This window comes from Streptomyces sp. HUAS CB01, from assembly GCF_030406905.1.
GTDB lineage: Bacteria > Actinomycetota > Actinomycetes > Streptomycetales > Streptomycetaceae > Streptomyces > Streptomyces chengbuensis.
In genome coordinates this window covers 2,618,329-2,631,135 of the sequence record NZ_CP129137.1, presented here as the reverse complement: position 1 = coordinate 2,631,135, position 12,807 = coordinate 2,618,329, and the positions used below count along the sequence as shown (strand labels likewise).

Below are 12,807 nucleotides of genomic sequence, written 5' to 3'. Positions count from 1 at the left end.
GACCATGGAGCCGGAGAAGCGCGAGCAGCCCGCCGAGCCGGAGGGCTGTCCGGCGGTGGCGATCAGGATCCCCGTGCGGATCGCCGTGCTGGTCCTCGTCGTGCCGGTACGGATGCTGTGGGACGTCCTCGTCGTCTGCGGCAGGGCCCTCGACCGCGTGGTGCTCCTCCCGCTGGGCCGGGCCTTCGGCTGGGTGTACGAGACGCTGCTGGCGCCCGTCGGCCGCGGGATCGCCTGGCTCGCCGGGGCGGTCGCGACCGGTGCGTGGTGGCTGTGCAAGGCCCTCCTCTACTGGCCCTGGCTCGCGCTGGGGCGGTACGTGGTGGTGCCGGTCGCGACCTACGGCGTGGCCGTGCCGCTGGTCTGGCTGTACCGGACCCTCCTGACGCCGGCGGGCCACGGTCTGGCCTGGCTCTACGCCCGGCTGCTGACCCCGCTGGGCCGCGGCGTGGGGCTGCTCCTGCGGGCGGTGCTCGTCTGGCCGTGGATCGCGCTGTACCGATGGGTGCTCGCGCCGGTGGGCCACGGTCTGGCCTGGCTGTACGCGAACGCGCTCGCCCCGGCGGCGCGTGGGGTGTGGACGGCCGTCGTGTGGCTCGCGCGGGTGATCCTGGTCGCGCCCGTCGTCTTCCTGTACCGCTGGATCCTCGCTCCAGTGGGCCGGCTCCTCGCCGTCGTGGGCAGAGAGATCGCCGATGCCGTCGGGATGGCGTGGCGCGCCGCCGGCCGCCTGTCGCGAGCGGTGGGGCGCGCGCTGAGGTGGGCGGTCTGGAACCTGCTCGGGCGGCCGGCGGCCTGGATCTACCGGAACGTCTGCACCCCGGTCGGCCATTTCGCCCGCGACCGGGTGTGGGCCCCGGCGCGGCGCGCCGCCGTGGAGGCCGGACGGGCCGCCCGCGGGGCGCTCGCCTCGGCCCGGGACGCGGTGCGCCGGGCACGCCGTGACGCCTGGCGGGCACTGGTGGGCGGACCCGGCGAGCCCCGGCCCGGGCGACCCGCATCCGTTCGGGCGCGTAACCTGGGTGGTACGCAACACATACCGACTGTCCCCGGCGTGGCGCCCGGGCCCGAGATCTCCCTGCACAAGCGGGGGTGAGCCGGGCGGGCCGCCCTCCAGGGGTCCGAAGCCACAACGGGCGGCGCAGGAAGGCGTCCGCCCCGCACCGAGGAGAAGAACCACTGGGCAAGCGACAGCCCGAAGGCCCGCCGCCCGCACCCGCGGTGCAGCGCATCCGACTGCGCTACACCAAGCGCGGCCGCCTCCGGTTCACCAGCCACCGCGACTTCCAGCGCGCTTTCGAGCGCGCGCTGCGCCGCGCCGAGGTGCCGATGGCGTACTCGGCGGGCTTCACCCCGCACCCGAAGGTGTCGTACGCCAACGCCGCCCCGACGGGTACGGGATCCGAGGCCGAGTACCTCGAGATCGCGCTGACCGATCATCGGGACCCGGTCATGCTGCGCGAGCTCCTCGACGAGTCGCTGCCCTCCGGGCTCGACATCGTCGACGCCGTCGAGGCCCGTACGTCCGGGCTGGCCGACCGGCTGACGGCGTCCGTGTGGGAGCTGCGGCTCGACGGTGTCGCCGTGGAGGAGGCCGAGAAGGCGGTCGCCGCGTTCCTCGCGGCGGACGCCGTCGAGGTCCGGCGCAAGACGAAGAACGGGATGCGGACCTTCGACGCCCGCGGTGCGGTGGCCGACCTGCAGGCGAGTTCTCCACAGCCTGATAGGCCCGCGGAGGGGCCCTGTGCGATACTGCGGCTGGTTGTTCGGCACGTGACACCTGCCGTGCGACCCGACGACGTCCTGTCCGGTCTCCGAGCTGTGGCCGACCTGGCGCCGCCGGTCCCCGCAGCGGTGACCAGGCTGGCGCAGGGGCTCTTCGACGAGGATTCCGGCACGGTGACCGACCCGCTCGCGCCAGACCGCGAGGCAGTCACGGCCGCCCCAGCCGATCGCTCAGGGGTCGCCGGAGCCGCCGCGACGGTGCCCGCAGGTACCGGTTCCGCGTAGGGGCAGTCGTCGAAGCGCCGCCCTCGTACTCGGGAGCCACCTGGGTCGGGCAGCGCAATGACCAGGAGACTTTCGCCAGGCCGTGCGTACATCGCGTACGGAACCGGCGAGCCAGACATCAGCTCCCGTGCGGCGCCCGAGCCCCGGACGGCGGCCCCGCACTCATCACGCGGGACGCGCCACCGGACCGGATCGAGGCTCGGCGCCCGGGAGCGTGACGGGAGAACCGCCCGCATGCTCGAACCGAAGGACCCCGGTACGACCGGGGACACCGAAGAGAACGACAGCTCCACCCCCAGCGACACGCTGCCCCCGCGCCGCCGCCGTGCCGCCTCGCGGCCCGCGGGCCCGCCTGCGGGCTCCGTGCAGGTGGAGACCGTCACCGATGTGACCGAGTCGCTCTCGGCCGCCATACCGTCCGAGGAGGACGGGGCCGCCGAGGCGCCCGCGCCGCGTACCCGCCGCCGGGCGACGCGCAAGGCCACCGCGGCCGCCGGTTCGCCGGCACCCGCGACCACCGGGGACGCCGCTTCCGCCGCGGAGCCGGCCGTCCCGGCCGAGGAGTCCGCCGCTACCGCTCCGGCCGCCGAAGCCGCTGCCGAGGCGCCCGCGCCGCGCACTCGCCGCCGGGCCACGCGCAAGGTCACCGCGCCCGCCGGTTCGGCCCCCGCCGAGGTCGTCGCAGAGCCCGCCTCCGCCGAGGCGCCCGCGACCTCGCCTGCTCCGGCGCGTACGGCCGAGGCCGTCGCCGCCGACGAAGACATCGAGGAAGGTGCCGTGAGCGAGACCGCCGCGGAGACCGGGCCCACCAAGGCCGCTGCCGAGGCGCCCGCGCGCCGTACCCGCCGCCGGGCCACCGCCCCCGCGGGTGCGCCGCAGCAGGCCGAGGCCGCCGCCGGGGCCACGGAGACCGCCCAGGACGCCGCCGCCGAGGAGACCGGGGAGGAGACGCCCCGCGCTCGTACGCGTCGTCGCGCGACCCGCAGGACGTCCGCTCCGGAGGCCGTCGCCGAGGCCACCGAGGCACCGGAGCCGGTCGAGGCCGCCGCCGAGGAGGCGCCGGCCGCCGACGAGACCGCGGAGGAGGCGCCCCGCGCCCGTACGCGCCGCCGCGCCACCCGGAAGGCGGCCGCTCCGGCGGGCGCGCCGGATGCCGCCGCCGAGGACGACGAGACCGTGGCGGGCGAGAGTCTGCCCGCCGACACCGTCGCGCGCATCGCCGCCGACGAGGCCGAGGTCGAGGCCGCCGGCAAGGCCGCTTCGCGGGGTCGTACCCGCCGCCGGGCCGGCGCCGCTCAGTCCGCCGCCGAGCCCGTGAAGGAAGAGCGCGCGCAGGACGGGGCCCAGAAGGACGAGCGCGAGGAGAAGGCCGAACCGGCCGCCCGCGGGCGCCGGTCCGCCAGGCCCGCCGTGCCGGTCTTCCAGGCCCCGGTCTTCACGGAGCCGGTGTTCCAGACCCCGGAGACCGCCGCGGCCGCGGCGGCCGCCCGGGCCGCCGCCGACGAGGACGAGGAGGAGGAGGCGGCGGAGGCCCCGGCCGCCGAGACCACCCCGCGCCGCCGCCGGCGTCGTCGCGGCGAGTCCGCGCTCGCCGTCGAGACCACCGAGACCGAGCCCGCCGACGAGGCCGAGGTCGAGGCCGAGGAGCCGGAGGCCGAGGCCGGTGAGCCCGGCGCCGACGAGGAGTCCGACGACTACGAGGGCCGTCCCTCCCGCCGTCGCCGCCGCGGTGGCCGTCGCCGTCGCCGTGGTGAGTCCGCCGAGGCGGAGGAGTCCGGCGCCGACGAGGAGCCGGAGGCCGAGGCCGGTGAGCCCGGCGCCGACGAGGAGCCCGAGGCCGAGGGCGACGAGGACGAGCAGGAGGCCGGTACCCCGTCCGCCGCGGGCACCAGCAGCAGCCGTCGCCGCCGTCGCCGCCGCCGTCGCAGCGGTGAGGGCGGCGATGCCGAGCCCGGCACCGACGAGCCGGAGCGCACGGTCGTGAAGATCCGCGAGCCGCGCCCCAAGGCTGAGCCGTCGGACGAGGTGCAGTCGATCAAGGGCTCCACCCGTCTGGAGGCGAAGAAGCAGCGCCGCCGTGAGGGCCGCGAGCAGGGCCGCCGCCGGGTGCCGATCATCACCGAGGCGGAGTTCCTGGCTCGCCGCGAGGCCGTCGAGCGCGTGATGGTCGTCCGGCAGCACGGCGACCGCACCCAGATCGGCGTCCTCGAGGACAACGTGCTGGTCGAGCACTACGTCAACAAGGAGCAGTCGACGTCGTACGTCGGCAACGTCTACCTGGGCAAGGTGCAGAACGTCCTGCCGTCGATGGAGGCCGCCTTCGTCGACATCGGCAAGGGCCGCAACGCGGTCCTGTACGCGGGTGAGGTGAACTTCGAGGCGCTCGGCCTCGCCAACGGGCCGCGCCGTATCGAGTCCGCGCTGAAGTCCGGCCAGTCCGTCCTCGTACAGGTCACCAAGGACCCGATCGGTCACAAGGGCGCCCGGCTCACCAGCCAGGTCTCCCTCCCCGGCCGGTACCTGGTCTACGTGCCCGAGGGCTCGATGACGGGCATCAGCCGAAAGCTCCCCGACACCGAGCGGGCGCGGCTGAAGACCATCCTCAAGAAGATCGTCCCCGAGGACGCGGGCGTCATCGTGCGCACCGCCGCGGAGGGCGCCAGCGAGGACGAGCTGCGCCGCGACGTCGAGCGGCTGCAGGCCCAGTGGGAGGAGATCCGCAAGAAGGCGAAGAGCGGCAACGCCCCGACCCTTCTCTACGGCGAGCCGGACATGACCGTCCGTGTCGTCCGCGACATCTTCAACGAGGACTTCTCCAAGGTCGTCGTGAGCGGCGACGAGGCGTGGGAGACCATCCACGGCTATGTGTCGCACGTGGCGCCCGACCTGGCGGACCGGCTGCAGCGCTGGACCAGCGAGACCGACGTCTTTGCGGTGCACCGGATCGACGAGCAGCTGATGAAGGCGCTGGACCGGAAGGTCTGGCTGCCCTCCGGCGGTTCGCTGGTGATCGACAAGACCGAGGCGATGGTCGTGGTCGACGTCAACACCGGCAAGTTCACCGGCCAGGGCGGCAACCTCGAGGAGACCGTCACCAGGAACAACCTGGAGGCGGCCGAGGAGATCGTGCGCCAGCTGCGGCTGCGGGACCTCGGCGGCATCGTCGTCATCGACTTCATCGACATGGTGCTGGAGTCCAACCGCGACCTGGTGCTGCGGCGCCTGCTGGAGTGCCTGGGCCGGGACCGCACGAAGCACCAGGTGGCCGAGGTGACCTCGCTGGGCCTGGTGCAGATGACCCGCAAGCGCGTGGGCCAGGGACTGCTGGAGTCGTTCTCCGAGACCTGTGTCCACTGCAACGGCCGCGGTGTGATCGTGCACATGGAGCAGCCGTCGGCCGTGGGCGGCGGTGGCGGAGGCAAGCGCAAGAAGCGCGGCCGCGGTGGTGCCGAGCACGTCCACGAGCACGAGGTGGTCGTCGAGGCGGCGGGCGCGGAGGCCCCGCCGAGCGAGGAGACCGAGGCCGAGGTCGCGGCGGAGCTCGCGGAGCCGGCGGCCCTGCCGGAGCCGGCCTTCGCCCCCGACGAGGAGCTGTACAGCAGCGCCGCAGAGGCCGAGGCCGCCGCGTCCCGTCGTGGCCGTCGCCGGGCGTCCCGCAAGGCGACCGCCCCGGCCGGCGCGCCGAAGCGGGCCGAGTCCGCCGAGGCCGGGGCGAAGCAGGCCGAGCAGGCCGAGCAGGCCGAGCAGGCCGAGCCGGTCCGGGCCGAGGAGCCCGCCGAGACGGCCCCCGCACCGGTCGCCGAGCCCGTGGCCGCCCCGGTGGAGGAGCCCGCACCCGCGGGCCGTACCCGCCGCCGGGCCACCCGTAAGGCGTCGGCCCCGGCCGGTTCCCCGAAGGGCAGCGAGGTCGCCGAGATCGTGACCGAGGCCGCCGAGGCCCCGGCCGAGGCGCCCGCTGCCGAGGCTCCGGAGACGCCGGCCGAGGAGGCGCCCGTCGCCGCCCCGCCGCGTGCCCGTCGCCGGGTGACCCGCAAGGTCACCGCCCCGGCGGGATCGCCGTCCGGCGCGGACGATGCCGCGGTCGTCGTGGTCGCCGCGACGCCGGAGCCCGAGGCGGCGGCCGTCACGGCAGCCGCGGAGGAGTCCGCTGAGGTCCCGGCCAAGAAGGCGGCCCGCAAGACCGCCAAGAAGGCCACGGCGAAGAAGGCCGCCACCAAGAAGACGGCGGCCAAGAAGACCACCGCGGCGAAGAAGACGACCGCCAAGAAGGCGACCAAGTCGGCCGCCAAGAAGACCGCCGCGGCCGAGCAGCAGAGCCTGCCGACCGTGACGGCGTCGGCGGAGAGCTGAACAATCCATGACCGGTGGTTGAACGTTCGTGTCCCGCCCCTGCGGAGTCAGGGGCGGGACACGCCATTTGTTTCGCAATTGATGCCTGGGCCTGTTAACGGCCCAGAAATTGCTTGGGAAATCCCTGATAATGTGACGGCGGTCGCTGCCGTGCCGAGGGCCCACCCGGAGACTGCGGTCGGTGACCGGCCCGGTTAAGGGACAGACCGGTCCCAGCATTCCTCGGTAGGGCGTCGGCCATCACGCCGGAGGGGTTCGCGCGGCCCGAAGACGCCCCGCAGACCCCGGACCTCTGCCACAAAGAGCTCTCGCGGTGTTCAAGGAGGACGTCCAATGCCGAGCAGCAACGCGCAGCCCATCCCCGCTGCCCGCCCGGTCATCGGTGAAGAAGAGATCGAAGCCGCCGTACGCGTACTGCGCAGCGGCCGGGTGGTCCAGGGCCCCGAGGTGGCCGCGTTCGAGGAGGGCTTCTCGGAGCTCGTGGACGGCCGCCACTGCGTCGCCGTCAACTCCGGCACCTCCGCGCTGCACCTCCTTCTGATGGCTCTCGGCATCGGCCCGGGTGACGAGGTGATCGTCCCCTCGTTCTCGTTCGCCGCCTCGGCCAACGCGGTCCGCCTGGTCGGCGCCGACGTCGTCTTCGCCGACATCGACCCGGAGACGTACTGCCTCGCCCCGGCGGCGGTCGAGGCCGCCATCACCCCGCGCACCGCCGCGATCATGCCGGTGCACCTGTACGGCCACCCGGCCGCGATGGACCAGATCATGGCCATCGCGGACAAGCACAAGCTGGCCGTCGTCGAGGACGCCTGCCAGGCGCACGCGGCCGCGCTGAACGGCACCCCGGTCGGCGCCTTCGGCTCCGGCGGTACGTTCAGCTTCTACCCGACCAAGAACATGCACAGCCTCGAGGGCGGCATGATCTCCACGGCCGACGCCGAGGTCGCCCGCACCCTGCGCCTGCTGCGCAACCAGGGCATGGAGCAGCGCTACGCGAACGAGATCGTCGGCGCCAACATGCGCATGACGGACGTCTCCGCCGCCGTCGGCCGCGTCCAGCTCGCCAAGCTGCCCGGCTGGACCGAGCAGCGCATCGCCAACGCCGCGTACCTCTCCGAGCACATCACCGCCCCGGGCGTGGTGACCCCGGTCGTCGCGGAGGGCGCGCGCCACATCTACCACCAGTACACGATCCGCGTCCGCGGTGACCGCGACGCCGCCATGGCGAAGCTCACCGAGGCGGGCATCGGCAACGCCGTCTACTACCCGACGCCCATCCACCGGCTGAAGCCGTACTGGGAGCCGGACCAGAAGGCCGGCCGCGACTGGGACCTGCCCGAGACCGAGCGGGCGGCCGCCGAGGTCGTCTCGCTGCCCGTCCACCCGTCGCTCACCGAGGGCGACCTGGAGCGCATCGTCACCGCCGTGAACGCGCTGGGAGAGAACCTGTGACTGCCGCTGGACTGCGGGCCGGCCTGATCGGCCTGGGCTCCATGGGACGCCACCACGCCCGTGTACTGGCCGGGCTCGACGGCGTCGACCTGGTCGCCGTCGTGGACCCCATGGGTGACAAGAACGGCTGGGCGCAGGGCGCCCCCGTGCTGTCCACCGTCGACGAGCTGATCGCGCTCGGCATCGACTACGCCGTCGTGGCCTGCCCGACGGCGCTGCACGAGGAAGTCGGCCTGAAGCTGGCCGAGGCCGGTGTCGGCGCGCTGATCGAGAAGCCGGTCGCGGACACCGTCGAGGGTGCCCGTCGGCTGGTCGAGGCCTTCGAGTCGCGCGGCCTGGTCGCCGGCGTGGGCCACATCGAGCGCTGCAACCCGGCGCTGCGCAGTCTGCGCTCCCGGCTGGAGGCCGGCGAGCTCGGTGACGTCTTCCAGGTCGTCACGCGCCGCCAGGGCCCCTTCCCGCACCGCATCGCCGACGTCGGCGTGGTCAAGGACCTCGCCACCCACGACATCGACCTGACGGCCTGGGTCACCGGCCAGCAGTACACGTCGATCGCGGCGCACACCGTCTCCAAGTCGGGCCGCCCGCACGAGGACATGGTCTCGGCCGTCGGCAAGCTCTCCGACGGCACGATGGTCAGCCACCTCGTCAACTGGCTGAGCCCCCTGAAGGAGCGCTTCACCTCGGTCACCGGCGAGCGCGGCTGCTTCATCGCCGACACGCTCACCGCCGACCTGACGTTCTACTCGAACGCGGCCGTGGCCACCGAGTGGGAGGCCCTGCAGGCCTTCCGCGGTGTCTCCGAGGGCGACATGATCCGCTACGCGATCCCGAAGCGCGAGCCGCTCCTCGTCGAGCACGAGCTCTTCCGGGACGCGGTGCTCGGCAAGTCCCAGGACATCTGCACGCTGCGCCAGGGCCTGCGGACCGTCGAGGTCGCCGCCGCCGTCATCGACTCCGCCAAGAGCGGTGCCACCGTGCGGCTGGACCCGGAGGGCGTGGCCAGTTGACCACCCCTGATGTCACCGTCGTCGTGGCCGTCTACAACACGATGCCCTACCTCACCGAGTGCCTCGAGTCGCTGGTGAACCAGAGCATCGGAGTGGACCGGCTGGAGGTCGTGGCCGTCGACGACGGCTCGACGGACGACAGCGGCCGGGAGCTCGACCGCTTCGCGGAGCGGTACCCCGGCACCGTGAAGGTGATCCACCAGGCCAACTCCGGCGGCCCGGCTGCGCCCAGCAACCGGGCCCTGGAGGTGGCCACCGGCCGTTACGTGTACTTCATCGGCTCCGACGACTACCTCGGCAAGGACGCGCTGAAGCGCATGGTGGCCTGTGCCGACGAGCACGGCTCCGACGTCGTCGTGGGCAAGATGGTCGGCACCAACGGCCGCTACGTCCACCAGGCGCTCTACAAGAAGAGCGACCCGGACGTCAGCCTGTACGACTCGGCGCTGCCGTTCACGCTGGCCAACACCAAGCTGTTCCGGCGCGAGCTGGTCGAGCGGCACAAGCTGCGCTTCCCGGAGGACCTGCCGGTCGGCAGCGACCAGCCGTTCACGATCGAGGCGTGCGTCCGGGCGCGGAAGATCTCCGTCCTCGCGGACTACACGTACTACTACGCGGTCAAGCGCGGGGACGCGAGCAACATCACGTACCGCGCCAACCATCTGGCGAGGCTGCGCTGCACCGCCGAGATCATGAAGTTCACGGCCGGGCTCATCGAGGCGGGCCCCCGCCGGGACGCCGTGTTCAAGCGCCACTTCACCTGGGAACTCGCCAAGTTGGTCCAGGACGACTTCCCCGCACTCGACCGGGAGACGCAGATCCAGGTCTGCGCCGGCATCGCCGCCCTCGCCGACGACTACTTCACCGAGCCGCTCCGCGACTCGATGGACGTCAAGCGGCGGGTGCGGATCGCGCTGGCCCAGCGCGGAGCCGTCTCGGAGCTCATCCGCGCCATCGAGGAGGAGGCCGCCCAGGGAGCGCCGCCGCTGCTGCTGGAGGACGGCCGGGCGTTTCTGCGCTACCCCGGGTTCCGCGACCCGGCACTCGGGCTGCCCGACCGGCTGTACGAGGTCGTCGGCGAGTCCGTGCCCAGGCAGCTCGCCGACGGCACCGGGCTGGTCTCGGCGCGGTGGGAGCAGCAGGGCCAGGAGCTGGCCGTGGCCCTCTCGGTCCGCGTTCCCGTCACGGGTGAGACGGACCACGCCGTCATCCGGCTCGCCAACAAGGCCATGCCGAAGAGCGCCGACAAGCCGGGCGCCCGCAGGCTGCCCGTCGGCACCGAACTCCCCGCCCCGGCGGGGGAGCTGAGCCGCACCACCACCGACGACGGCACGGGGACGGTCCTCACCGCCCGTATCCCGGTCAAGCCCGTCAGGGCCAAGCTCGGCGTCCGCGCCTATCTGGACGTGGCAGGCTCGACGTACGAGGTCCCGGTGAAGACCCTGGACCGGCCGCTGCCCCTGGCGCGGCGCTGGCGCGAGAAGGTCCCCTACCGTGTCTCCGCCAACGCGAACGCCAAGGGACGGCTCGTCATCACCACTGCTCCGCTCTGGGAGTCCTCGTCGTCCGGCGAGCCCGGCCGGCTGCGTCACCTGATGTCCCGTGTGAAGAGGAAACTGACCCGATGAATATCTGTGTAGTCGCGCTCGGCAAGATCGGGCTTCCGCTCGCCGTGCAGTTCGCCGCCAAGGGCCACAAGGTCATCGGCGCCGACGTCAACGAGAAGGTCGTCGAGCTGGTCAACGCCGGCACCGAGCCCTTCCCCGGCGAGCACGACCTGGACGTCAAGCTGAAGCAGGCCGTCGACGCCGGGCTGCTGTCCGCCACCACCGACACCGCGGCCGCCGTCGCGCAGTCCGAGGCGGTCGTGGTCGTCGTCCCGCTGTTCGTGGACGCCGAGGGCACTCCGGACTTCGGCTGGATGGACGCCGCCACCCAGGCCATCGCCAAGGGCCTCAAGCCCGGCACCCTCGTCTCGTACGAGACGACCCTCCCGGTCGGCACCACCCGCACCCGCTGGGCGCCGATGCTGGAGCAGGGCTCCGGCCTGACCGCGGGCCAGGACTTCCACCTGGTCTTCTCCCCGGAGCGGGTGCTCACCGGCCGCGTCTTCGCCGACCTGCGCCGCTACCCCAAGCTCGTCGGCGGTATCGACGAGGCCTCCGCCGAGCGCGGCGTGGAGTTCTACGAGCAGGTCCTGGACTTCGACGAGCGCGACGACCTCCCGCAGCCGAACGGCGTGTGGGACCTTGGCACCGCCGAGGCCTCCGAGCTCGCGAAGCTCGCCGAGACCACCTACCGCGACGTCAACATCGGTCTGGCCAACCAGTTCGCCCGGTTCGCCGACAAGAACGGCATCGACGTCAAGAAGGTCATCGAGGCCTGCAACTCGCAGCCCTACAGCCACATCCACCAGCCCGGCATCGCCGTCGGCGGCCACTGCATCCCGATCTACCCGCGGATGTACCTGTGGAACGACCCGGAGGCGACCGTCGTGCGCTCGGCCCGCGAGGCCAACGCCGCCATGCCGGAGTACGCCGTCGACCTGCTGGCCGCCGCGTACGGCGACCTGAAGGGCGTCAACGTGCTCGTGCTGGGCGCCGCCTACCGCGGTGGCGTCAAGGAGACCGCGTTCTCCGGCGTCTTCGGGACCGTCGAGGCCCTCAAGGCCCGCGGCGCGGTGCCGTTCGTGTCCGACCCGATGTACACCGCCGAGGAGCTCTCCGCGCACGGCCTCACCCCGCACCAGGGCGAGACGGTCACCGCCGCGGTCCTCCAGGCCGACCACGCCGAGTACCGCGAGCTGGCCGCCTCCGACCTGCCGGACGTCACCGTCCTGGTCGACGGCCGCCGCACCACCGACCCGGCCCGCTGGGAGGGCGTCCGCCGCGTCGTCATCGGCGGCTGACGGACGGCTCGCTCCGTACGCGACGACACCTGGCCCTGCCCCGCGGATCCGCGGGGCAGGGCCGCTTGCAAGGAAGGTTCCCCATGACCTGGTTGATCACCGGTGGTGCCGGCTTCATCGGATCGCACGTGGTGAAGGCGATGACCGAGGGCGGCGAGCGCGTCGTCGTCCTCGACGACCTGAGCACGGGACGCGCCGAGCGGCTGCCCGCCGGGGTGCCGCTGGAGACCGGCACGGTCCTCGACCGCGACACCGTGGACCGCGTCCTGCGCGAGCACGCCGTCACCGGCATCGTTCACATCGCGGGCAAGAAGCAGGTGGCCGAGTCCGTCGAGAAGCCGCTCTACTACTACCGGGAGAACGTGGAGGGCCTGCGTGTCCTCCTCGACGCCGCGGTCGCCGCCGGGGTGAGCCGCTTCCTGTTCTCGTCCTCCGCGGCCGTGTACGGCATGCCCGATGTCGACCTCGTCACCGAGGAGACGCCGTGCGCGCCCATCAACCCGTACGGCGAGACCAAGCTCGCCGGTGAGTGGCTGGTCACGGCCGTCGGCAAGGTCCACCCGGTCGCCACCGCCTCGCTGCGCTACTTCAACGTCGCGGGCGCGGCGACGCCCGAGCTCGGCGACGACGGGATCTTCAACCTCGTCCCGATGGTGTTCGAGCGGCTCACCGCCGGCGAGGCGCCGCGGATCTTCGGCGACGACTACCCGACGCCGGACGGCACCTGCATCCGCGACTACATCCACGTCGAGGACATCGCCTCGGCCCACGTCGCCGCGGCCCGCCGGCTCGCCGCCGACCCGGACGCCCGGCTGATCCTCAACATCGGCCGCGGCGAGGGCGTCTCGGTCGCCGACATGGTCGGGATCATCCAGGACGTCACGGGCCACGAGGGCGTCAAGCCCGAAGTCACGGACCGCCGGCCGGGCGACCCGGCGCGGGTCGTGGCCTCCGCCGACCGCATCCGCGAGGAGTTGGGCTGGAGCGCGCGCCACGAGGTGCGGGAGATGGTCGAGTCGGCATGGGCGGGCTGGCGGCTGCGCCACCCGTAGCCACTGCCCCGCGGGCCACCGCCCG

Annotated in this window: 8 protein-coding genes; all 8 read left to right on the top strand. The window is 73.2% G+C overall.

What is annotated here, in order from left to right:
* Positions 1-4 precede the first annotated feature (4 nt).
* Positions 5-1,096 carry a hypothetical protein gene (locus QRN89_RS11685; protein WP_290349287.1) on the top strand — a complete coding sequence of 364 codons (1,092 nt, stop codon included), beginning with the start codon at positions 5-7 and terminating at the stop codon, positions 1,094-1,096.
* Positions 1,097-1,221: 125 nt separating this feature from the next.
* Positions 1,222-2,010, top strand: coding sequence for a TIGR03936 family radical SAM-associated protein (locus QRN89_RS11680; protein WP_290349286.1), 789 nt, complete (start codon positions 1,222-1,224; stop codon positions 2,008-2,010).
* A 234-nt stretch (positions 2,011-2,244) separates the two neighbouring features.
* Entirely contained in the window at positions 2,245-6,360 is a 4,116-nt protein-coding gene (locus QRN89_RS11675) for an Rne/Rng family ribonuclease (RefSeq protein WP_290349285.1), read from the top strand.
* Positions 6,361-6,693: 333 nt separating this feature from the next.
* Positions 6,694-7,812 (top strand): DegT/DnrJ/EryC1/StrS family aminotransferase, encoded by a 1,119-nt coding sequence (locus QRN89_RS11670; RefSeq protein ID WP_290349284.1) that lies wholly within the window; start codon positions 6,694-6,696, stop codon positions 7,810-7,812.
* Positions 7,809-8,822, top strand: a complete 1,014-nt coding sequence (locus QRN89_RS11665; RefSeq protein WP_290349283.1) for a Gfo/Idh/MocA family protein — start codon at positions 7,809-7,811, stop codon at positions 8,820-8,822. The genes QRN89_RS11670 and QRN89_RS11665 overlap by 4 nt, the downstream gene beginning before the upstream one ends.
* Positions 8,819-10,450 carry a glycosyltransferase family 2 protein gene (locus QRN89_RS11660; RefSeq protein ID WP_290349282.1) on the top strand — a complete coding sequence of 544 codons (1,632 nt, stop codon included), beginning with the start codon at positions 8,819-8,821 and terminating at the stop codon, positions 10,448-10,450. The genes QRN89_RS11665 and QRN89_RS11660 overlap by 4 nt, the downstream gene beginning before the upstream one ends.
* Complete coding sequence (locus QRN89_RS11655) at positions 10,447-11,730, top strand: nucleotide sugar dehydrogenase (RefSeq protein WP_290349281.1); 1,284 nt, start codon at positions 10,447-10,449, stop codon at positions 11,728-11,730. The genes QRN89_RS11660 and QRN89_RS11655 overlap by 4 nt, the downstream gene beginning before the upstream one ends.
* An 83-nt stretch (positions 11,731-11,813) precedes the next feature.
* Positions 11,814-12,782, top strand: a complete 969-nt coding sequence (gene galE / locus QRN89_RS11650; RefSeq protein ID WP_290349280.1) for a UDP-glucose 4-epimerase GalE — start codon at positions 11,814-11,816, stop codon at positions 12,780-12,782.
* Positions 12,783-12,807: the final 25 nt, after the last annotated feature.

Bases quoted from the DNA above. Each gene is read 5' to 3' on its own strand.
- QRN89_RS11685 (WP_290349287.1), top strand. From the start codon at position 5: ATGGAGCCGGAGAAGCGCGAGCAGCCCGCCGAGCCGGAGGGCTGTCCG.
- QRN89_RS11675 (WP_290349285.1), top strand. From the start codon at position 2,245: ATGCTCGAACCGAAGGACCCCGGTACGACCGGGGACACCGAAGAGAAC.
- QRN89_RS11670 (WP_290349284.1), top strand. From the start codon at position 6,694: ATGCCGAGCAGCAACGCGCAGCCCATCCCCGCTGCCCGCCCGGTCATC.
- QRN89_RS11655 (WP_290349281.1), top strand. From the start codon at position 10,447: ATGAATATCTGTGTAGTCGCGCTCGGCAAGATCGGGCTTCCGCTCGCC.
- galE (WP_290349280.1), top strand. From the start codon at position 11,814: ATGACCTGGTTGATCACCGGTGGTGCCGGCTTCATCGGATCGCACGTG.